The sequence below is a fragment of the Salinicola endophyticus genome (assembly GCF_040536835.1).
Classification (GTDB): Bacteria; Pseudomonadota; Gammaproteobacteria; order Pseudomonadales; family Halomonadaceae; genus Salinicola; species Salinicola endophyticus_A.
Genome location: NZ_CP159578.1, coordinates 1,248,686 through 1,270,176, shown reverse-complemented (window position 1 = coordinate 1,270,176; position 21,491 = coordinate 1,248,686). Strand labels below are relative to the sequence as shown.

Here is a 21,491-nt window from a genome sequence, read left to right as displayed (position 1 = left end):
GTGTAACGGGGTCGGGGGCAACGGGGTCGAATGCAGCCTCAGCGGATGCCATTGGCCTGCTGCGTGCGGCGGTGAGTGGTGGTGGCCGGACGCGCATCGGCGGCCACGGCTTACTCGACCTGCCAGCGCGCGATCATGGCCTCGCGACGTCGGATCGAGGCCACCGCATCAGCGCCCATGTCGTGCGCCATGCGCGCCAGCAGCGTTTCGATGATGACGAACAGGCTGCCCATGGGGTTGAAGAAGAACGGCCCCTGGGCCTGGGCTACCAGGGTCAGCCAGGCCATCTCGGCCAGGCGTGATGCGGGATGGTTGGTCAGCGCCAGCAGCCGCGCCCCCTGCTCCTGCGCCTGCTGGCAGTAATCCACGCTGACCCGTGTCTCGGGGCGGTAGGCGATGCCGACCACCAGATCGTCTTCGCCGAGCTCCCGCGAAAGCTCCAGATTGGTGCCGCCGAGGGAGTCGATCAGGCGCACGTCGCCGCGCACATAGCCGAGGTAGTAGGCGAGATAGTGGGCCCCGGCGAAGCAGGCACGCTGCCCGACCACATGGATGCGCCGCGCCTCGATCAGTGCCTGCACGGCCCGCGCCAGCTGCTTCTCGTGCAGGTGCTCCAGCGTCCGCGCCAGATTGCTCGACTCCTCGTCCCACAGCAGCTGCTGCTGCGGGCCACCGGCCTCGCTCACGGCGCTGTGGCTGAGGTCGAGCAGGCGCTCGGCACGGGTGGAGTAGAAGGCACCGCTGGCGGCATCGGCGCGAAACAGCGCCTGCAGCGCCTTGAAGCCGGCGAGCTCCAGGGCGTGGGCCAGACGGGTCAGGCTGGAGGCGTTGACTCCGTTGCGCTCGGCCAGCGCCGAGATACTCAAGCTGGCGGCCGACTCGGGGTCGCCCAGCAGTTGTTCCAACAGTTTGAGCGCGCCGGGGGTGAGCTTGGGGGCCTGGGCCTCGCCGCGGCGTGCGGCGATCGCCAGCGCCTGCAGGGCAGCGATGGAGCTGGGGGGCATCTCGAAAGCGGTGGTGGCGGCCATGACCGTCCTCCCTGTGATGAAGTGACGCTAACCGTTAATTTCCATTTTTGCAAATTTATTTGCAGAACATCCTCGACGCTGAGCGCTCCCCGCCGTGATGTAGACAAGCTAGGCTGTATCACAGCACGCCATCGTTGGATCGCAGTTACGCGCCCGGGCTCTACACACTCATGGTCCAGGTCGGTGATTCGCGCCACCCGACCTTGATCGAGTCTCGAGCCCGCGGGTGAACGCGACGGCTCACCCAGGAGAGATATCGCCATGAAAGTCTGGAAGATCGCTACCCTCGCGCTGGCCGCGGCCACGCTCATCGGCAACGCACAGGCGCAGAACGCACAAGGCGCCGACCCGGCCAACCCGCTGATCACCGACCGCTGGCAGTTTCGGCCGCTGATCGTGGTCACCCCCGATGCCCAGGCGCCCGCCTACCGCGACCTGCGCCGCCAGCTGGCGGCGAGTCAGGCACAGTTCGACGAGCGCGAGATGCTGCTCTACACGGTGGAGGGTAATCAGGGCACGCGCCACGGCGTGGCGATGACGCCCTATGAGACCCGGGCGCTGATCGAGGCGCTCGGGGTCGACCCGAACCGGGGCGTGACCACCATTCTGGTGGGCAAGGATGGCGGCAAGAAAGTGGAGCTGCGGGGCGAGGTCGATCTACAGCAGATCTACGACACCATCGATCGCATGCCGATGCGCCGCGCGAACGGCTGATGCCTGACAGCGGTGCGCCGGCCATGGCCGGCGCACTGTCGCTTGCTGAGGATCACTGCTCGCGACAAATCACTGCCCGCGAAGGATCACTGCCAGCGGGCGAGCTGGGCCAGATAGTCGCGTCGCGCCCGCTGCGGCGTGACCGCCGCAAAGTGTACGCTCTCCCCCGGCTGGCACTGGGCCAGACGCGCGCAGGCGAGCGGCGACAGCGCGCCCAGCCGGGGGTAGCCGCCCACTGTCTGGCGGTCGTTGAGCAGCACGATCGGCTGCCCGTCGGGCGGTACCTGGACCGCACCGAGAGGAATGCCCTCCGAGATCATGCCGCCCAGCCGGCAGCGCAGCACCGGCCCGGTGAGTCTCACCCCCATGCGATCGGCGCGACTGTCGACTTGCCAAGCCCGATTGAACGCCTCGAACAGGCTGGCGCCGTCGAAATGTGCGATCTGCGCACCGGTGACCAGCGCCAGCGGCACGTCGGCGGCGGCCGGGTCCGGCGGCGTGTCGAGCCGGCGCGACTGGCACTCGGCGTGGCGGGCGACAAGGCGATCCCCCTTGGACAGCGCCCGGCCCTGGCCGTCGAGACCGCCCAACTGTTCGCGCATCACGCTAGCGAGGCTGCCCATCACCGGTGCGGCGGCGATGCCGCCGGGCAGTGCCAGATATGCCCGCAAGCCGTGGACGGGCCGTTCGAACACCAGCCGCTGGCCGGGCTCGATGACGAAAACGGTGTAGGGCGCGATCGGGGTATCGTCGAGCCGCACGCCCAGGTCCGCCCCCGCCAGGGCCAGCGTCAGCCGCGACTCTGCCTCCAGCGTCAGCCCGCCGACCGCGATCTCCAGCCCCGCGGCGTCGGGTGCATTGCCGAGCAGCCAGTTGGCCCAGCCCAGCGACACCCAGTCGAGCGCGCCGCCCTGGGTCACGCCCAGATGACGCACCCCGAAACGCCCGTGGTCCTGCACCAGCGCCTGGGGGCCGGCTTCGGCCACCACCAGCGCACCGCCCGTCGCTTCCCGCGCCATATGCGCTCCTGTCTGCTGCCTGGCCGTCGGCTGTGCACTCGTCTGCCGATCGGCGGTGTTGTCCGACCCGGCCATCAGCGCTCCTCCATCGGCGTGACGTCGCCGCCCTGATCGATGAAGGTGGCGCGATCGATCGCTTCGAAACGCACCCGATCGCCGGGTTGGAACAGGCTGATCTCCTCGCGCTCACGGTCGAACAGCTTGACCGCGGTACGCCCCAGGATGTTCCAGCCCCCCGGCGAGCGCATCGGATAGATCGCGGTCTGGCGCTCGGCGATGCCGACGCTGCCCGCCGGCACGCGCTGGCGCGGCGTCTCGAGCCGCGGCGTGGCCAACGACTCCTCGACCAGGCCCATGAAGGCGTAGCCCGGCGCGAAGCCCAGGGCGAAGGCGCAGTAGTCCCGCGCGCAGTGGCGGCGCACCACCTCCTGCGGGGAGATGTCGAGCCGCGCGGCGATGGTCTCGAGTTCCGGGCCGACGCTCGGGTCGTACCACACCGGAATCACATGCTCGCGTGCCGTGCTCGCCGCCGCCGGGGCGAGACCGTCGAGGGCCGTCAGCGCCAGCTCGCGTGCCTCGGCATGGGTGAGCCGAGCGACGTCGTAGTGGATCAGCAGTGTGGTATAGGAGGGCACCAGATCGATCAGCGCCGTCCCGAAACGCTCGCGCAGGGCGCTGTCGGCGGCCAGGGTCCAGGGCATGTTGGCTTCGTCGATGCGCGAGAACAGACGCACCATCAGCGCATCCATGGCGACGGTCTCGAGCCGCGGCGTGGGTGCCTGGCTCATGCTGCCTCCAGCGCCTGAAACGCTTCACGGATCGCCTTGACCGCGGCCACCGACTCGGCGTTGTCGCCATGCACGCAGAGGGTATCCGCGGCCAAGGTCAGGGCGCTGCCATCGCTGGCGGTGAGCGCCTCGCCCTTGGCCAGGGTCACCGCCTGGGCGACGATCGTCTCACGCGCATGGTGGACCGCACCGGGCTGGCGCCGCGAGACCAGATGGCCATCGGCGTCATAGGCGCGGTCGGCGAAGGTCTCGAACCACAGCGTCACGCCCATCTCTTGCGCCAGCGCCCGTGCCGGGGCGGGGTCGGCGGTGGACATCACCAGCAGTGGCAGCTCGCGGTCGTAGCGCACGATGGCGCGCATCGCCGCGCGCAGCAGCTCGGGGTCGCGGGCCATGTCGTTGTAGAGCGCGCCGTGCGGCTTGACGTAGCTGACCCGCCCGCCCTCGGCCCGGCACAGCCCCTCCAAGGCGCCGATCTGATAGAGCATCAGGTTCTCAACCTCAGCCGCCGAGCAGGCCAGCGAGCGGCGGCCGAAACCGACCAGATCGGGATAGCCGGGATGCGCGCCGATGCGCACGTCATGGGCGATCGCCAGCGCCACCGTGCGGCGCATGACATCCGGGTCGGAGGCGTGGAAGCCGCAGGCGATATTGGCACAGTCGACGTAGGGCATCGCCTGTTCGTCGAGCCCCAGGGACCAGTTGCCGAAGCTCTCGCCCATGTCGCAATTGAGCAGGGGGACGCGCATCGAATCACCTCTTGGCTGTCGTCATGACTCGCTGTCGTGACTTGTTGTTATGGCTAGTCGTTATGGCTTGCTGTGATGACTTTGCGTTATCACGCTTGGTGGTGCTGCCTGATGGCACTGTAAGAAAGCGCTGACGTCAGGGTCCAATCGTTTTTCGCGATGCGCAGTATCGGCGCAACCTTTCATGCCCCGGGCCTAGCGGGTGGTTGACGCGGCGATACCCTTCGCGGTTGACGCCCACGCCCCGCCGCCCAAGAATCGATCACCTTTTGCATCTGTTCGAGGGCCCTGCATGTTCGATTTCAAGGAGCTGGAAGCCTTCGTCTGGGTGGTCAGACTGGGCTCCTTTCGCAAGGTCGCCACGCGCCTGCATCTGACCCAACCCTCCATCTCCGACCGCATCACGCGGCTGGAGGCCTCGGTGGGCGAGTCGCTGCTCGACCGCTCGGCGCGGCCGGTGCAGCCGACCCTGCGCGGGCGCGAGTTCTACGCCCATGCCGAGCGTCTGCTTGAGAGCCGCGAGGAGGCGCTGCGCCTGTTCCAGAACCAGGAAGACTTCTCCGGCACGCTGCGCCTGGGGGTGATCGAGACCATCGCTCACAGCTGGTTCAACACCTTCCTCAACCGCCTGGCGGAGCGCCACCCGCAGTTGACCATCGAGCTGACCGTGGACATCTCGCCGTTCCTGCAGCAGCGCCTGGCCGACAACGATCTCGACATGATCTTCGCCATGGACGGCGTGGCGCCCAATCTGGCGGTGGAGCAGCTGCCGCTGGCGACCTACGAGATGGGCCTGTTCGTGGCGCCGCAGCACCGCGCCGCGCTGGAGGGCGGTGGCAACGCGGCGCTGTCGCGCTTTCCTTTCGTCTCGTTCAGCAAGCTCGCCCGCCCCTACGGCGAGCTGGTGACCTATCTCGCCGAGCAGGGCCTCGAGGACCCCAAGATCCACTGCTCGACCACGCTGATGACCATCGTGCGCATGAGCGTCGACGGTGTCGGCATCGGCTCGCTGCCGGTCGCCACCGTGGCCGATGCCTGCGCGCGTGGCGAACTGCTGCGGCTGGCCCTGCCGAGCCCGCTGCCGGCGATGTACTACGACGCCATCTGGCGCACCAGCAACTACCCCAGCTTCTGCCGCCGGGTATCGCAGCTGGCCCAGGCCTGCGCCGCCGACTACTTCCGGGCGGACACCGAGCAACCCGAGGCGCCGCTGCCTGGAGTGAAAGTCTGGACCGATACTGCGGATAAGAATTAACGATTTGACGCCATCGGCAGCCTGCTTGAAGAATGATTCTGATGTCGTTCATTCAATAATAATCAGGACTGCACCATGCCCAATCGCGTCTTTTCCCTCTGCATGCTGGCCACCGCCGGCGCCCTGAGCCTGTCGACGCCGGCCTTCGCCGAGCAGTGGAACCTCGCCACGCCTTACGGCGATGCCAGCTTCCATACCCAGAACACCAAGGCGTTCGCCGAGGATGTCGCCGCGGCCACCGACGGCAAGCTGACCATCAATGTCCACAGTGGCGGCTCGCTGATCAGCCATGCCGAGATCAAGCCGTCGGTGCGCCGCGGCACGGTACAGGCAGGTGAGGTGTTCCTTTCGATTCTCTCCAACGAGTCACCGATCTACGAGGTCGATACCCTGCCCGGTCTCGCCACCAGCTATCAGGACGCCTTCGATCTGTGGCAGGCGTCCAAGCCGATCATCACCGAGCTGTTCGCCAAGGAGGGGCTGATGCCGCTCTACGCGGTGCCGTGGCCGGCTCAGGGGATCTATACCGACTTCACCCTGACCGACGCCTCGCAGTTCCAGGGCCTGCGCGTGCGCGCGCCCAACATCAACACCCAGCGCTTCGTCGAGAACCTGGGCGGCATCCCCACCCAGACCGAAGAGGCGGACATCCCCACCGCCTTCAGCACCGGCCGGGTCGACGCCATGATCACCTCTGTCTCCACCGGCAACTCGATGTCGGCGTGGGACTACGTCTCGAACTACAACGACGCCAAGCTGTGGCTGCCCAAGAACATCGTGTTCGTCAACAAGCGCGCCTTCGACCGTCTCGACGCGGACACCCGCCAGGCCGTGCTCGACGCCGCCGCCAAGGCCGAGCAGCGCGGCTGGATGATGAGCAAGGCCGATGCCGCCAAGAGCGCCAAGGCGCTGGAGTCCCACGGCATCACCATCAGCCAGCCCAGTGACAAGCTCCAGCAGGAGCTCAAGGCCGCCGGTCAGCAGCTGTTCGACGATTGGCAGGCCCGCGCCGGCGATCAGGCCAAGGAGCTGGTGGCACGCTACCGCGAGCGCCAGGCCCAGCAGTCCCAGTAAGCCTCCCACAGGGCCGCCCGCGCGGCGGTCCTTGCCGGGCCCCTCCGCCGTTGGGCCCTCGTTCCCTACCGCCAATCCGTGAGCTAGCGCGATGACGTTCCGACTCGATCCGCTCTACCGCCTCGGCGCCTGGGGCGCCGCCGCCTGCATGATCTCGATCTGTGCCCTGGTCACCATTCAGGTGCTGCTGCGCTGCCTGGATGCCCTGCTCAACGCCGTCGGTGCCAGCCGCCTGGGCCTGGAGATCAGCGGCGTCTCCGAGATCGCCGCCTATCTGCTGGTCGGCGCGACCTTTCTGAGCCTGGCCTACACCTTCACCCACCACGCGCACATTCGCGTCACCCTGCTGATCGGACGCCTGCCGCCAGCGCTGCGGGTGTGGTTCGAGGCGGCCTGCCTGGCTATCTCGCTGGCGCTGAGCGGCCTGCTGGTGTGGCAACTGATCGGCCTGGTCCAGGAGAGCCTCGACTATGGCGATGTCTCCTCGGGGCTGATGGCGATCCCGCTGTGGATTCCGCAGAGCGTGCTGGTGAGCGGCATCGTGCTGCTGTGCCTGGCGCTGGCCGAAGCGCTGCTGGCGACCCTGGGTCAGGCCATCACCGCCCCGAGGGCCTATGTGGCGCCGGGCGACGACGCCCACGGCGGGGAGTGACACACGATGCCATTGCTGACTCCCGACACCGCTTCGTTCGCTGACTCCGAGGGCCTCGCATGCTGACGCTCAGCCTCGCTACGCTGTTCACCCTGGCGCTGCTGCTCGGCGGCGGCGTCTGGATCGCCTTCGCCCTGCTCGGTACCGGCTGGCTGGCACTGACCGGCTTCTCCAGCTTCGAGGTCGGGCCGATTCTCGCTTCGGATTTCTGGGGCGCCAGCTACGGCTGGGACCTGACCGCGCTGCCGATGTTCGTATGGATGGGCGAGATCCTGTTCCGCTCGGGGCTCGCCGACAATATGTTCCGCGCGCTGTCGCCCTGGCTCAACCGGCTACCGGGCCGGCTCTTGCACGCCAATATCATCGGCAGCGGCCTGTTCGCCGCGGTGTGCGGCTCCTCCGCCGCGACCTGCGCCACCGTCGGCAAGATGACCCTGCCGGAGCTCGAGCGCCGCGGCTACAGCGACACGCTGGCGGTGGGCACGCTCGCCAGCGCCTCGACGCTGGGCCTGCTGATCCCGCCCTCGATCATGATGATCGTCTACGGCGTGGTCACCGAGCAGTCGATCTCGCGGCTGTTCATGGCCGGTATCGGCCCGGGGTTACTGCTGCTGGCACTGTTCATGCTCTACCTGGTGGTGTGGTCGCTCAGTGCCGGCCGCCGCGGCGGTGCCGGTCACGCCGAGCCATCGATGCCGCTGGGCGAGAAGCTGCGCAACAGCTGGCGCCTGCTGCCATTGCTGGCGCTGATCGGCGGTATTCTCGGCAGCATCTACGGCGGCGTCGCCTCGCCCACCGAGGCCGCGGCGGTGGGCGTGGTGCTGTCGATGCTGATCGCGCGGCTCAACGGCCACTTCGACCGGCGAATTTTCCTCGACTCGATGTTCGCCGGGCTGCGCACCTCGTGCATGATCGCCTTCATTATCGCCGGGGCCTCGTTCCTCTCTTCGGCGATGAGCTTCACCCAGCTGCCGACCCAGCTGGCCACCGCTATCGCCGACATGGGGCTCTCGCCCAACCTGCTGCTGGTGGTGCTGACGCTGTTCCTGCTGGTGCTGGGCTGCTTTCTCGACGGTATCTCGCTGATCCTGCTGGTGACCGCGATCATCATGCCGCTGATCAATGCCGCCGGCATCGACCCGATCTGGTTCGGCATCTATCTGGTGATCGTGGTGGAGATCTCGCAGATCACGCCGCCGGTGGGCTTCAATCTGTTCGTGATCCAGGGGCTGACCGGCAAGAACATCTTCACTATCGCCAAGGCGACGCTGCCGTTCTTCCTGCTGATGCTGCTGGCGATTCTGCTGCTGCGGCTGTTCCCGGAGATCGTGCTCTATCTGCCCCAGGCAATGAATCGCTGAGCGCCTCCACGGGCTCAGAAAGCGGCTCACCCGCAAAAAGCAAAACACCCCCTGCGGCCTGGCCGCAGGGGGCGTTATCGTCTTGCGTCCGGCGACAGGCTGTCGCCGCCCCGCCGGGCGAGCTACTCGATGAAATCCTCGACCGAATGGCGATACCCCAGCATCAGGGCATCGGCGACGTGGCGGAAGGGACTGACATCGACATCCGACTGGCCGCGACCGATCAGCCCGGCAAAACGCTCGTAGAGCCCGGCGTATTCGGCATCCGGGCCCTCTTCGAGCAGCTCGCCGTCGACCCGCATGCGACTGCCGCCGGCCTCGAGGGTGAGGCGGCCGTCATCGGTCTCGACGTGGATTTCCCAGATCGGCGGCGTGCCGACCTGGCGGAAATCGAACTCGGCGTGAATCGGCACCTTGAGCCCGTCGACGAAATCGAGCGAGGCGGCGATGGGGGTCTGGCAGTTGCCCGGCACCTGCAGTTGGGCATCGATCAGATGGAACGGCCGCGGCAGAATGGCGGTGGCGATCGACAGCGCATTGATGCCGGGGTCGAACACGCCCATGCCGCCCGGTTGCCAGATCCACGCCTGCCCGGGATGCCACTCGCGCACGTCCTCCTTCCACTCGATATCGACCCGCTGGATCTTGCGCGTCGACAGCCAGCGCCGCGCCGGGGCGACACAGTGAGCGTGGCGCGAGTGCCAGCTGGCGAACAGGGTGACGCCGCTGCGTGCGGCGTCTTCGCGCAGCGTCTCGATCTCGGCCAGGGTCGCTCCCGGCGGCTTCTCGAGCATCACATGCTTGCCGTGGGACATCGCCAGCCGCGCCTGGGCGGTGCGCACGCCGGCCGGGGTACAGAGAGCGACGGCGTCGACCGTCGGCCCCTCCTTGAGCAGCGCCTCCAGCGTCTCGAAATGCGCGACCCCGGGCACGGCGGCGTTGCGGCTGGCGACCGCACTCAGCCGATAGGCGGGGTTGGCGTCGATGGCGGGGTGATGCTGATCGCGGGCGATCTTGCCGTACCCGACGATGGCGAGACGAATGGTATCCATGGGGTAAAACTCTCCCGCTGACGTGATGCGTGGACGATACCCAGCGCGCGCCCGACGCCGGCGCGCGATTCTTCCGGACCCGACCTGGCCCGGACGCTATCTGACATGCCAGTGGCCACGCGTCACCTTCGCGACGGGCCGGCGTTGCCGATCATGACATCCTCGGCCACACGCTCCAATCACCTCTTGGTTGAGATCTTCCGGTTGAGGCCTTTCGCTTGAGACCTTTCGCTTGAGACCTTGGCGGGACAAAAGAAAGATGAACCACCACGCTGCCGGCAGCTCACTCGATCCGCTTAAGGAAGGCAGTGCCCCCTAGCTGGCGCATCTGACGCTGGATCCAGGCCGCACGCTGGAGCACGTAGGGCGAGGGCCGCGAGGCGCTCCAGTCGCGCGGGTTGGGCAGGATCGCCGCCAGCCGACTGGCCTGGGAGACGCTCAGATTGGCCGCGGAGGTGCCGAAGTAGTGCTCGGCGGCGGCTTGCAGGCCGAACACTCCGGTGTCCCATTCGGCGATATTGAGATAGACCTCGAGAATGCGCTGCTTGGGCCACAGCGCCTCGAGCAACAGCGTGAACCACGCCTCCAGCCCCTTGCGCACCCAGCTGCGTCCGGTCCACAGGAACAGGTTGCGTGCGGTCTGCTGGCTGATGGTGCTGGCGCCGCGCAGATCGCCGCCATCCGACCACGAGGTGAGCGCGCGGCGAATCTGGTCGGTATCGAAGCCCCAGTGATCGGGGAAGCGCTGATCCTCGCCCGCCATCACTGCCAGCTTGGCGTTGTCGGAGAGTCGCGACCAGGGTGTCCACTGCTGCCGGATCTCGAGATTGTCACCATGGAGCCAGGCCCCCACCTTGCGCTCGACCATCACCATCGAGCCGAATACCGGCACGAAGCGGAACACCAGGACGAAGAACACCGACAGGCCGACGAAAGCGGCAATGGCGATCAAGAAGTAGCGCAACAGTTTGCGGGGCCAGCCTGTCTGCATGCGTGTAGCTCACGTCGGTCAAAGGCGCACAGTATAGCAACGTGTGGCTAGCGCCGGGGGTGGCGGCGCCTTATCGTGGGACCGCCCCCGCCAAGAGGAGTAGCCGCATGTCGATCGACGCCTTCATCCGCCGCCTCGAGCGCCTGGATGCCGAGCCCGACGCCCCGCTCGCCGAACGCCGCGCGGCCTACGAGCGTCTGCACCGCGAGCGGCGGCCGCCCGACCCGGCGGGCCTGCGGTTCGAGGATACGCGAATTGCGGGGGTGCCCGTGCGCCGCTTCACGCCACGCGGCGCGCAGAGCGGCTGCGTGGTCTATCTGCATGGCGGCGGCTGGAACCTGGGGTCGGCGACGAGCCATCACGGCATCACTGCCGATCTGGCCGCGCGTCTCGGCCGCGAGGTGGTGAGCGTGGTTTATCGCCGCGTGCCCGAGGCGAGTTATACCGCGGCGTTGGCCGACTGTGTGGCGGTGGTCAACGCCTGCGCGCCGCTGGCAGTGGTCGGCGACAGCGCCGGCGGGCGCCTGGCGATCGATGTTGCCCATGACGGCTGGCAAGGGGTGCTGGGGCTGATCTATCCGGTGGTGGGCGCGCCCACCGCAGAGACGCTGGGCGACGACGCCCCGCTGCTGTCGCGCGCGGAGATCCTGGCGCTATGGCAAAGCGTATCCGCCGAGGTGCCGGCGATCCCCGCAGAGCGAGCGCCGACGCCCGCCATCGAGGTGCTGGCGGTGGCACGCGATCCGCTCACCCGCCCGCTGGAAGCGGCGGTTGCAGCGTGGCGCCATGCCGGCGCCGAGGTGGGCTATCGCTGCGCACCCGGCATGGTCCACTCGGCGCTGCACGGCCACGCCGAGCTGCCGGCGATGCGCGAAGCCTGGCAGGCGTTCTGCGGTGCCCTGGCTGCGCACCTCATCTGAACGCGCGTGCCGATCCGTGTAAGAACGCCACTCAGAGGGTGTTTACAAAGTCGGCGAGCGAAGACGAGACAAGGCAAAATCGGTCGAAAAAGCGGAGTTTACACGGGGTAAATGAGCATTTTTAGGCCGATTTTAACGCCGTATTGTCGAGCGCAGGCATTTTGTAAACACCCTCTCAGTTCGCGAACTCAGCCCTGACCTCCTCGATCGCCGGCTTGCCATTCTTGGCGGTGACGCCCTCGAGCCACTGGGCCACGGTCGCCTCATGGCTCTGGATCCATTCGCTGGCAACCTCGTCCGCGGGGCGCTCTTCGTGGCTGTACTGGTAGACCCAGTCGTTCTGGTCGGCGATGTCGACCCGGTACTGGGAGAAGAAGCGATAGAGATTGGCGTCCTGCTGCTCGAGGTCCCCCGGGACCAGGGTCCACACCGTGCTGACGATATCGGCGACCCCGCTGTCGTCGGCATCCTTCAGGTAGTAGAGGTCGTAGTTGACGTTCATCCAGTGCGGCTCCCAGCCGACGAACGTCACCCACTCGTGGTCGGCGATCTTCTGCCCGGCATAGGCCAGCATCGCCGCGGTGGAGCTCTCCTGCAGCTGCCAGTCGCCGAGCCCGGCCTTGTCCTCGGCGATCGCCTTCAAGATGGCGTCGTTGATGCCGGTGCCCGCTTCGATGCCCTGGATCTTGCCACCGAAGCGATCGCGGTAGCGGTCGAGATCGGCCACGCTGTCGACCCCCGCCTCGTGCACGTAGGACGGCACCACCAGCCCCGAGGTGGCGTTGCTGATATTGGCCGCGGCGTGGGCCAGACGTCCCGACTCGAGCAGCGGCTCGGTCATCTCCTGCTGCACCGGGTACCAGTTGCCCAGGTAGGCATCCAGCTGACCGTTGGCTAGTCCGTTGAGGATGACCCCCACCGCCAGCTCCTTCTGCTCGGTGCGGTAGCCCATGGCGTCGAGCAGTTGAGCGGCGATCTCGGTCTTGACCGTGACCCCGGGCCAGGGCGAAACGCCGAAACGCACCTGGTCGAGATCGGCGTGCGCCGGGCCGGCGGCGAGCAGGCCGAGCGTGGTGAGCGTCAGGCAGTAGTGCGGCAGCGTGAGTCTTCGCATGCGGGCGTTCCTCGGTGTTGTTGTCGGATACCCGCTTACTGTGACGCAATCGGGCGTTACGACTTGACGCCAAGCGACAGGGAGTGGGCGCTAACGGACACAGAACACGGGACGCGCGGTCGAGCGCGCTGGCGACGATGGGCCAGCCGAGTCCGCTCTCACCACGCTTTATCGCCCCATATAGACCCCGTTCGAATAAAAAACAAAACCGAAAGCCGATATGGTTATGAAGATAATCTATTTATGCGCCTGGAAGACTCGCTCTATCCTCGCGGAAATAGACCGCCATCGAGCCCGCCATGAATTTCCAGCAGCTACGCATCGTGCGCGAGACCGTGCGCCAGCGCTTCAACCTGACCGACGCCTCTAACGCCCTATTCACTTCGCAGTCCGGGGCGAGCAAGCATATTCGCGATCTCGAGGAGGAGCTCGGCGTCGAACTGTTCGAGCGACGTGGCAAGCGCATTCTCGGCCTGACCACCGCCGGGGGCACTCTGCTGGAGACGATCGAACGCATCCTGCTCGACGCCGAGAACCTGAAGCGCTCGGCGCAGCAGCTGGCCAATCAGGATCAGGGCCGGCTCGCCATCGCCACCACGCACACCCAGGCGCGCTACTCGCTGCCGCCGATCGTGGCCCAGTTCAAAGAGCGCTTCCCCAAGGTGAACCTGGAACTCCACCAGTGCAGCCCGTCGGAGATCGTCTCGCTGCTCAAGAGCGGGCGCGTGGATATCGGCATCGCCACCGAGGCCGTCAACGACGAAGGGTCGTCGTTCGTGCGTTTTCCCTTCCACCACTGGCATCACGGCATCGTCGTCCCCACCGGCCACCCGCTGGCACAGAGGCAGGACCTGCGACTCGAGGATATCGCCGACTATCCCATCGTCACCTATCACGAGGGTTTCACCGGACGCACGCGTATCGATCAGGCGTTCCAGGCGGCGGGGTTGGTGCCTAACGTGGTGCTCACGGCGCTGGATGCGGACGTGATCAAGACCTACGTCGAGCTCGGCCTGGGCATCGGCGTGATCGCCTCGCTGGCCTACGCCGCCGAGCGCGATCGCGGTCTGACCCTGCTCTCTGGCCGGGCGCTGTTTCCCCGCAACACCACTTACCTCGCGCTGCGCCGTGGCCACTTCCTGCACGCCTTCGCCTACGCATTTCTACAACTGTGCAGCGATGATCTCGACGAGGATACGGTACAGCGTGCGCTCGGCGGCCGTCGCGACTGAGTGCCGGCGACCCGCGGACAGCCAGCCCCATAAGCACGGCAGGATTTCTTATTTCTCCGCGCCACCGAACCCCTGCTAGCGTCGAAGCGCTTTCGGTAACCCCCATGCGCCCCAGACCAGAGAGGATCGCCATGCATCTCGTCACCCTCGCCGGTAGCCCCGGCAGTCACTCACGCTCGACACGCATGCTGACCCACGTTACCCAGCGGGCGCGCGCCGTGGGGGCGCACTGCCGCGCTTTCGGTCTGGCGGATTTCGATCCTGCCGTGCTGGTCGAGGGGCGCTGGGACAATCCTGCCGTCGCCGCACTACGCGCAGCAGTGGCAGACGCCGACGCCCTGGTCGTGGCCACGCCGGTCTATCAGGCCTGCTTCAGCGGCGGCCTCAAGCTGCTGCTCGACCTGCTGCCGCAGAACGCCCTGGCGCATACCACGTCGCTGACGCTGGCCAGCGGCGGCAGCGACCGTCACCTGCTGATTCTCGATTATGCCCTCAAACCGGTCCTGGCAAGTCTCGGTGCCCGCCGTCAGCTCGCCGGCGTCTACGCCAACGCGGCCCAGCTCAGCCGCGAAGACGACGGCGAATACCATCTCGGCGTCGATCTGCAAACACGTCTGAACGAAGCCTTCGACGAGCTCCGCGAGAGTGTGATGGCGCAGCACCGTCCACGCCACCCGGCACGCCCGGCAGTGATGGCCTAGACGCTGGTCGATAGTGGCCGCACTCGGCCATCCGGTGTCGATCATCGATCCGATGGACGACGTTCAACGCGCCGGCATAGCGCCCATTGGAGGCGACGTTTCTCAGTCGATACCGCTGCCTGTTCGCGCTCATGTGTCGAGTCACCGCCGGTGATCGATATCTTGAGAGCACTCTCCGAAGATGTCTTTTCGTGCGCTCTTCACGCACGCCATTTTCACACTCTATGCCCATAGAATTTTCTATACCCTCTTCCTTAGGCTTTCGTTAACAGCCTCTTTACCCCTTTGACTTCACTCTCTTTCTACGCCCCGATCCTCCTTCCATCTTCACCATCCAAGCCCTCTTTAAATCTTTAAAAAACTTCTTTATATCCGGCTAGCGATAGGAACCTAGAAGCCATAAAACGGCATATCAATAAACAGAAAATTCAGCTTAACGTGCTTTCCCTTTCAGCCCATAACCAATGCATTATTTCTCATTTCTCACGCCTACCCTGTCGCTGCTAGCGTTATTTACAGACAGCTATTTCATCGACCATGGCGAGGGAGAAGAGATCGATGACACCTGCTCGAAGACGCACTCTGGGCCGCTGGCTTCCCTGGCTGGTGCCACTGCTCATCGTCCTGTTCTGGCAGTGGCTGGTAAGCGACGGCTGGATTTCCAGCCGACTGCTGCCCACCCCACTGTCAGTGCTCGGGGCAGGTTGGCGACTTAGCGCCAGCGGCGAACTGCCGCATCATTTGCTGATCAGCTTCCAACGCGCCGCGCTGGGTTTTCTGATCGGCGCCAGCATTGGCCTGCTGCTCGGTACACTCAGCGGACTCTCCTGGTGGGGCGAGAAGCTGCTCGACAGCAGCGTACAGATGGTCCGAAACGTGCCCCATCTGGCACTGATTCCAATGGTGATTCTGTGGTTCGGCATCGACGAGACCGCGAAGATCTTTCTCGTCGTACTGGGCACCGCTTTTCCCATCTATCTGAATACCTTTCACGGCATTCGCGGGGTCGATGCCGATCTCATGGAGATGGCCAGAAGTTACGGGCTCTCGGGCCGGGCACTTTTCACCCATGTCGTTCTGCCCGGCGCGATGCCGTCCATTCTGGTAGGTGTGCGCTACTCGCTGGGACTGATGTGGCTGACCTTGATCGTCGCCGAGACCATCTCTGCCAGTTCGGGGATCGGTTATCTGGCGATGAACGCACGTGAATTTCTGCAGACCGATGTCGTGGCTCTCACCATCGTGCTCTATGCCATTCTCGGCAAGCTCGCCGATGAATCCGCCCGCTTTCTCGAGCGCCGCTGGCTGCGCTGGCATCCCGCCTACCGCGGAGGTCAGATCCAATGAGTCCATCCATACTCTTTCATCCTCGCGACAGTTTCCCCGAGTCCCATGCCGAGCCCCACGACAGCGCGAACTACCGTGAGATCTCGGCAGCGGGCCGCCCCCGGGCGGGTAGCCATCTGAAGCTCGAGGGCATCGGTAAACGCTTCGGCGAGCTGGCCGTGCTCGACCGTTTCGACCTGGAGATCCCCAGCGGTCAGTTCGTCGCCATCGTCGGCCGCAGCGGCTGCGGCAAGAGCACCCTGCTGAAGCTGATCGCGGGGCTGGAAACGCTCGGCAGCGGCCAGCTGAGCACCGATGACCAGCCACTTTCGGCCCACCGTGATGACACGCGGCTGATGTTCCAGGAGGCACGTCTGCTGCCGTGGAAGCGCGTGCTCGACAACATCGGACTCGGCCTCGCGGGGGACTGGCGCCCACGTGCGCTGGAGGCGCTACGCGAGGTAGGGCTCGAGGACAAGGCGGCCATGTGGCCGGCGCAGCTTTCGGGGGGACAGCGTCAGCGCGTCGCCCTAGCTCGGGCACTGATTCATCAGCCGCGTCTGCTGCTGCTCGACGAGCCGCTCGGGGCACTGGACGCGCTGACCCGGCTGGAGATGCACGCGCTGATCGAGAAGCTGTGGCAGCGTCACGCTTTCACCCTGCTGCTGGTCACCCACGATGTCGCCGAGGCCGTGCAGCTCGCCGACCGAATCATCGTGCTGGAAGACGGCCACATCGGCCTGGATCTGACAATACCGCTGCCACGCCCGCGGGAGCCGGCCTCGCCCGGGGTCTCGGCTCTGGAGACACGAATTCTGCATCGCGTACTCGGACGCAGCGAGCCCGACGGCGATGCGGCGTCACCTCACGCTTCTCGGCCCCCAACCCTCTAGGCTCATGGAGAGACCTGCATGACGACACTGCCCCCCAACGATACGACACGCCTCAAGGTGCTGTGGTTTCTGCCCACCCACGGCGACGGCCACTATCTCGGCACCTCGGCGGGTGGACGCAACGTGGATATCCACTACCTGCGCCAGATCGCCCAGTCCGCCGACCAGCTCGGCTACTACGGGGTGCTGCTGCCAACGGGAAGAAGCTGCGAAGACGCCTGGGTGGTGGCCTCGGCACTGGCCCCCCTGACGCAGCGGCTGCGCTTTCTGGTCGCTGTCCGCCCTGGGCTGCAGTCGCCTGCGGTTGCCGCGCGGATGACCGCGACGCTGGACCGGATTTCCGGCGGCCGCCTGCTGATCAATGTGGTGACCGGCGGCGATCCGGTCGAGAACCGCGGCGATGGCATCTTCCTCGATCACAGCGAGCGCTACGCCGTGACCCGCGAGTTTCTCGACGTCTACCAGCGCCTGCTGGCCGGCGAGACCGTCAACCACGCTGGCGAGCATCTGCATATCGAAGAAGGCAAGCTGATCTTCCGGCCGGTGACGCCCAACGGTCCCCCCCTCTACTTCGGCGGCTCCTCCCAGCCGGCGATCGACGTCGCCGCCAGCACGATCGACAAGTATCTGACCTGGGGCGAGCCTCCGGCGCAGGTCGCCGAGAAGATCGCCAGCGTGCGCCAGGCGGCAGCCAAGGCCGGCCGCGAAGTGACTTTCGGTATTCGTCTGCACGTCATCGTCAGGGAGACCGACGAGGAGGCGTGGCACGCCGCCGACAAGCTGATCTGCCATCTCGACGACGACACCATCGCCGCCGCCCAGAAAGTGTTCTCGCGCATGGATTCGGTGGGCCAGGCGCGCATGTCGCAATTGCACGGCGGCGATCGCAGCCAGCTCGAGATCAGCCCCAACCTGTGGGCCGGCGTCGGATTGGTACGCGGTGGCGCCGGCACCGCACTGGTCGGGAGCCCGGAGACGGTGGCGGCACGCATGCGCGAATACCAGACACTGGGAATCGACACCTTCATTCTTTCCGGCTACCCGCATCTGGAGGAGGCCTGGCGATTCGGTGAATCCGTCCTCCCGCTGCTGCCGCTGGAAGACGCCACCGACAGGTCCGCGGCGGGAGCCGACATGGGCCCTTTCGGCGAGACCATCGCCAACAGCGAACGACCGTCCGCTGCGGTAACCAGCCGGTCCTGAGCGACCCAGCTCGCCACCTCGACACGACCGCCCCCTTCCAGACGACAGGACTCACCATGCCCCGAACCGACATCTCCGATCGCCGACCCCACGAGACGATCATGCCCCTCGCGACCTCCGCCCTACCGACCTCCACCCTTGGGATGTCTGCCATGGCCCGCGGCTATCGTCGAGTCTTGGCCTGCCTGAGCGTGCTGCTGCTCGCCGCTCTGACTGCAGCTTTCGCCAGTCTGGCAGCGGCCGACGAGCCACCGGCGAGCGTGCAGATCGGCTTTCAGAAAAGCAGCATCTTCACCCTGCTGAAAGCGCGCGGTACGCTCGACGAGGCGCTGAAGGCGCGCGGTATAGACGCCCGCTGGATCGAATTCCCCGCCGGCCCGCAGATGCTCGAGGCGCTGAACCTAGGTAGCATCGACTTCGCCACGGTGGGGGATGCGCCGCCGATCTTCGCCCAGGCCGCCGGCGCCGATCTGGTCTATGTGTCGCGGACACCGGCCAACCCGAAGACCGAAGCCATTCTGGTCCCGAAGGATTCACCGCTTCACAGCGTTGCCGATCTCGAGGGCAGAGCGGTTGCGCTCAACAAGGGTTCCGACGTCAACTATCTGCTGGTGAAGGCGCTCGCCGCCGCCGGTCTCGACTATTCACGGATCACCCCGCGCTATCTGAAACCGGCCGACGCCCGCGCCGCCTTCCAGCAGGGGGCGGTCGATGCCTGGGCGATCTGGGACCCCTATTATGCCGAAGCACAAGTGAATGCCGGCGCGAGGCTACTGACCGACGCCACAGAGCTGGTGCCACACTACAGCTTCTATCTCTCGAGCCGTGACTTCGCCGAGGCTCACCCGGAGATCGTCGATCTGTTCAACCAGCAGATCGCGGCGGTCAGCCGCTGGGCCGAGGCGCATCCCGACGATGCCGCTCGGATCCTGTCCCGCGCCACGGATCTACCGGTATCGATCTGGCAGCGCGCCATCGCGCGCACCCACTACGGTCTGGCACCGGTCGACGACGACGTCCTCGCCGAGCAGCAAACCCTGGCCGACACTTTCCACGACATCGGCCTGATCCCCAGGGAGGTAGATGTCAGCACGGCCAAATGGGCGCGCTCCGCAGAGAGCGTCGCCGCGACCCGGTAACCGCAGTTAACCCGCCCGGTTGGCAAGCGCCAGAGCGCCTGCGAAACGACAAGAGATCGCCGTAAGACCACCAGACAGAGAAGCGGCCCCAGTAGGGGCCGCTCGTCAGGGTCGTGGAGGCACGCTCGCGAGATTCAGCGCTTGGCGTGGAGCCGCTCGGCGTGGTAGCGCAGGTGGTCATCGATGAAGCTGGCGATGAAGAAGTAGCTATGATCGTATCCCGGATGACGACGCAGCGTCAGCGGGTGGTCGTGCTCTTCACATACGGCTTCCAGGCGCTCCGGCTTGAGCTGCTCGTCGAGGAAGTTGTCGGCCTCACCCTGATCGATGAACAGCGGCTGGCGCGACGACCCCTTGGCCACCAGTTCGCAGGCATCGTACTGGGTGCGCAGACCGACATCTTCGCCGAGGTAGTGCTCGAACGCCTTCTGGCCCCAGGGCACCTGCGTCGGGTTGACGATCGGTGCGAACGCCGACACCGCGGCGTAACGCCCCGGCTGGCGGAGTGCCAGGACCAGCGCGCCGTGACCGCCCATGGAGTGGCCGCTGATCGACTCGCGGCCATTGACCGGGAAATGCAGCCGCACCACCGAGGGCAACTCCTCGGTGACGTAGTCGTACATGCGGTAGTGGCGCGACCACGGCTCGCGCTTGGCGTTGAGATAGAACCCGGCGCCGGAGCCGAAGTCGTAGCTGTCGTGCTCGCCGGGCAGGTCGAGCCCACGCGGGCTGGTGTCCGGGCAGACGATGGCGATGCCCAGCTCGGCGGCGGTCTTCTGCGCCCCCGCCTTCTGCATGAAGTTCTCGTCATTGCAGGTGAGCCCGGAGAGCCACCACATCAGCGGCACCCGGCCCTCCTCGGCCTGCGGCGGGAGATAGATCGCGAAGATCATGTCGCAATCCAGCGCCCGCGAGTAGTGCTTGTAGCGCTTGACCCAGCCACCGAAGCTCTTGGTGGCGGAGACCAGCTCCAACTGCTCGCTCATCGACATGGTTTTCTCCTGGCAGCACCGGCGGTATCACCGCCGGTGGATTGAGCGCGTCTCAAATGTGTTTCACGCGAGTTCGGCTTCGGGCGCGTATCACAAGCCTTTCGCGCGGTTCCGGGCGCGTATCAATCGGGCAGTTCCGGGCCCGTGTCAATCGGGCAGTTCCGGGCCCGTATCAATAGTGCAGCACGGTGCGGATACTCTTGCCCGCATGCAGCAGCTCGAACGCCTCGTTGATCTGGTCGAAGGCCATGTCATGGGTGACGAACTCGTCGATCTTGATCTCGCCATCCATATAGCGCTGAACATAGCCCGGCAGCTCGCTGCGTCCCTTGACGCCACCGAAGGCGGAGCCCTTCCAGACCCGGCCGGTCACCAGTTGGAACGGCCGCGTCGAGATCTCCTCGCCGGCACCGGCGACACCGATGATGATCGACTCGCCCCAGCCCTTGTGGCAGCACTCCAGCGCCGAGCGCATCACGTTGACGTTGCCGATGCACTCGAAGGAGTAGTCGACACCGCCGTCGGTCAGATCGACGATCACCTGCTGGATCGGATCGCTGTAATCCTTCGGATTGACGAACTCGGTGGCACCGAACTGGCGTGCCAGCTCGAACTTGTCCGGGTTGACGTCGATGGCGATGATGCGCGACGCCTTGGCCATCTGCGCGCCCTGGATTACCGCCAGGCCGATCGCGCCCAGGCCGAATACCGCGACCGTAGCGCCGGGCTCGACCTTGGCGGTGTTGAGCACCGCGCCGATGCCGGTGGTGACACCACAACCGAGCAGACAGATCTTGTCCAGCGGCGCTTCCTTGGAGACCTTGGCCAGCGAGACCTCGGGCAGCACGGTGTACTCGGAAAAGGTCGAGCAGCCCATGTAGTGGTGGATCGGCTTGCCGTCGAGGGAGAAGCGCGAGGTGCCATCGGGCATCAGGCCCTTGCCCTGAGTGGCACGTACCGAGCTGCACAGGTTGGTCTTGCCCGAGAGGCAGAACTTGCACTTGCCGCACTCGGCGGTATAGAGCGGGATGACGTGGTCGCCCGGTACCAGCCCGGTCACGCCCTCACCCACCGCTTCGACGATACCGGCGCCCTCGTGGCCCAGCACCGAGGGAAACAGCCCTTCCGGATCCTTGCCCGAGAGCGTGTAGGCGTCGGTGTGACAGACGCTGGTGGCGACCATGCGCACCAGCACTTCGCCCTGCTTGGGGTCCTGGACGTCGATCTCTTCGAGGGAGAGGGGCTTGCCCGCTTCCCAGGCTACGGCAGCACGCGATTTCATCTTCTG

Annotated in this window: 21 protein-coding genes; 12 read left to right on the top strand and 9 right to left on the bottom strand. The window is 66.1% G+C overall.

Going from position 1 to position 21,491, the window contains the following annotated elements:
- Window positions 1–110 precede the first annotated feature (110 nt).
- A complete protein-coding gene (locus ABV408_RS05825; RefSeq protein ID WP_353981512.1) occupies window positions 111–1,028 on the bottom strand; it encodes a MurR/RpiR family transcriptional regulator in 918 nt (305 codons plus the stop codon).
- Between the two features lie 261 nt (window positions 1,029–1,289).
- Between ABV408_RS05825 and ABV408_RS05820 the strand changes: the two genes are divergently transcribed.
- A complete protein-coding gene (locus ABV408_RS05820; protein ID WP_353981511.1) occupies window positions 1,290–1,742 on the top strand; it encodes a DUF4174 domain-containing protein in 453 nt (150 codons plus the stop codon).
- A gap of 86 nt (window positions 1,743–1,828) precedes the next feature.
- On the opposite strand, the gene ABV408_RS05815 is transcribed toward ABV408_RS05820, so the two are convergent.
- The 3 genes from ABV408_RS05815 to ABV408_RS05805 form a co-directional block, all read right to left on the bottom strand.
- Window positions 1,829–2,761, bottom strand: a complete 933-nt coding sequence (locus ABV408_RS05815; RefSeq protein WP_353981510.1) for a biotin-dependent carboxyltransferase family protein — start codon at window positions 2,759–2,761, stop codon at window positions 1,829–1,831.
- A 74-nt stretch (window positions 2,762–2,835) separates the two neighbouring features.
- Window positions 2,836–3,549: an allophanate hydrolase subunit 1 gene (locus ABV408_RS05810; protein WP_353981509.1), complete on the bottom strand. Its 714-nt coding sequence runs from the start codon at window positions 3,547–3,549 to the stop codon at window positions 2,836–2,838.
- Window positions 3,546–4,298, bottom strand: a complete 753-nt coding sequence (locus ABV408_RS05805) for a 5-oxoprolinase subunit PxpA (protein ID WP_353981508.1) — start codon at window positions 4,296–4,298, stop codon at window positions 3,546–3,548. The genes ABV408_RS05810 and ABV408_RS05805 overlap by 4 nt, the downstream gene beginning before the upstream one ends.
- A 292-nt stretch (window positions 4,299–4,590) precedes the next feature.
- Here ABV408_RS05805 and ABV408_RS05800 point away from each other — a divergent pair, with 292 nt between their 5' ends.
- From ABV408_RS05800 to ABV408_RS05785, 4 genes are all read left to right on the top strand, one after another.
- On the top strand, window positions 4,591–5,553 hold the full coding sequence (locus ABV408_RS05800; RefSeq protein WP_353981507.1) for a LysR family transcriptional regulator: 963 nt from the start codon (window positions 4,591–4,593) through the stop codon (window positions 5,551–5,553).
- Between the two features lie 75 nt (window positions 5,554–5,628).
- Window positions 5,629–6,627, top strand: a complete 999-nt coding sequence (locus ABV408_RS05795; protein ID WP_353981506.1) for a TRAP transporter substrate-binding protein — start codon at window positions 5,629–5,631, stop codon at window positions 6,625–6,627.
- A 91-nt stretch (window positions 6,628–6,718) separates the two neighbouring features.
- The gene (locus ABV408_RS05790; RefSeq protein ID WP_353981505.1) at window positions 6,719–7,279 is read left to right on the top strand and encodes a TRAP transporter small permease; all 561 of its coding nucleotides are present in this window, start codon (window positions 6,719–6,721) and stop codon (window positions 7,277–7,279) included.
- 59 nt (window positions 7,280–7,338) lie between these two features.
- Window positions 7,339–8,640, top strand: coding sequence for a TRAP transporter large permease (locus ABV408_RS05785; RefSeq protein WP_207035123.1), 1,302 nt, complete (start codon window positions 7,339–7,341; stop codon window positions 8,638–8,640).
- Between the two features lie 122 nt (window positions 8,641–8,762).
- Here the strand turns inward: ABV408_RS05785 and ABV408_RS05780 are convergent, their stop codons facing one another.
- Both ABV408_RS05780 and mtgA read right to left on the bottom strand, forming a co-directional pair.
- Complete coding sequence (locus ABV408_RS05780; protein WP_035474915.1) at window positions 8,763–9,692, bottom strand: Gfo/Idh/MocA family protein; 930 nt, start codon at window positions 9,690–9,692, stop codon at window positions 8,763–8,765.
- Window positions 9,693–9,975: 283 nt separating this feature from the next.
- Complete coding sequence (gene mtgA, locus ABV408_RS05775; RefSeq protein WP_353981504.1) at window positions 9,976–10,683, bottom strand: monofunctional biosynthetic peptidoglycan transglycosylase; 708 nt, start codon at window positions 10,681–10,683, stop codon at window positions 9,976–9,978.
- A gap of 107 nt (window positions 10,684–10,790) precedes the next feature.
- Here mtgA and ABV408_RS05770 point away from each other — a divergent pair, with 107 nt between their 5' ends.
- The gene (locus tag ABV408_RS05770) at window positions 10,791–11,603 is read left to right on the top strand and encodes an alpha/beta hydrolase fold domain-containing protein (RefSeq protein WP_353981503.1); all 813 of its coding nucleotides are present in this window, start codon (window positions 10,791–10,793) and stop codon (window positions 11,601–11,603) included.
- Window positions 11,604–11,778: 175 nt separating this feature from the next.
- Here ABV408_RS05770 and ABV408_RS05765 read toward each other — a convergent pair whose 3' ends face one another.
- Entirely contained in the window at window positions 11,779–12,717 is a 939-nt protein-coding gene (locus ABV408_RS05765; RefSeq protein ID WP_353981502.1) for an ABC transporter substrate-binding protein, read from the bottom strand.
- Between the two features lie 299 nt (window positions 12,718–13,016).
- Between ABV408_RS05765 and ABV408_RS05760 the strand changes: the two genes are divergently transcribed.
- The 6 genes from ABV408_RS05760 (at window position 13,017) to ABV408_RS05735 (ending at window position 19,211) form a co-directional block, all read left to right on the top strand.
- Window positions 13,017–13,949, top strand: a complete 933-nt coding sequence (locus ABV408_RS05760) for a CysB family HTH-type transcriptional regulator (protein ID WP_353981501.1) — start codon at window positions 13,017–13,019, stop codon at window positions 13,947–13,949.
- Window positions 13,950–14,080: 131 nt separating this feature from the next.
- On the top strand, window positions 14,081–14,650 hold the full coding sequence (gene ssuE, locus ABV408_RS05755; RefSeq protein ID WP_353981500.1) for an NADPH-dependent FMN reductase: 570 nt from the start codon (window positions 14,081–14,083) through the stop codon (window positions 14,648–14,650).
- A gap of 558 nt (window positions 14,651–15,208) precedes the next feature.
- A complete protein-coding gene (ssuC, locus tag ABV408_RS05750; protein ID WP_353981499.1) occupies window positions 15,209–15,997 on the top strand; it encodes an aliphatic sulfonate ABC transporter permease SsuC in 789 nt (262 codons plus the stop codon).
- A complete protein-coding gene (locus ABV408_RS05745; protein WP_353981498.1) occupies window positions 15,994–16,869 on the top strand; it encodes an ATP-binding cassette domain-containing protein in 876 nt (291 codons plus the stop codon). The genes ssuC and ABV408_RS05745 overlap by 4 nt, the downstream gene beginning before the upstream one ends.
- An 18-nt stretch (window positions 16,870–16,887) precedes the next feature.
- On the top strand, window positions 16,888–18,072 hold the full coding sequence (ssuD, locus tag ABV408_RS05740; RefSeq protein ID WP_353981497.1) for an FMNH2-dependent alkanesulfonate monooxygenase: 1,185 nt from the start codon (window positions 16,888–16,890) through the stop codon (window positions 18,070–18,072).
- A 101-nt stretch (window positions 18,073–18,173) separates the two neighbouring features.
- Entirely contained in the window at window positions 18,174–19,211 is a 1,038-nt protein-coding gene (locus tag ABV408_RS05735) for a sulfonate ABC transporter substrate-binding protein (protein WP_353981496.1), read from the top strand.
- Between the two features lie 134 nt (window positions 19,212–19,345).
- On the opposite strand, the gene fghA is transcribed toward ABV408_RS05735, so the two are convergent.
- Together fghA and ABV408_RS05725 are read right to left on the bottom strand one after the other, a co-directional pair.
- Window positions 19,346–20,203 carry an S-formylglutathione hydrolase gene (fghA, locus tag ABV408_RS05730; RefSeq protein ID WP_353981495.1) on the bottom strand — a complete coding sequence of 286 codons (858 nt, stop codon included), beginning with the start codon at window positions 20,201–20,203 and terminating at the stop codon, window positions 19,346–19,348.
- A gap of 172 nt (window positions 20,204–20,375) precedes the next feature.
- Window positions 20,376–21,485 carry an S-(hydroxymethyl)glutathione dehydrogenase/class III alcohol dehydrogenase gene (locus tag ABV408_RS05725; protein WP_353981494.1) on the bottom strand — a complete coding sequence of 370 codons (1,110 nt, stop codon included), beginning with the start codon at window positions 21,483–21,485 and terminating at the stop codon, window positions 20,376–20,378.
- Window positions 21,486–21,491: the final 6 nt, after the last annotated feature.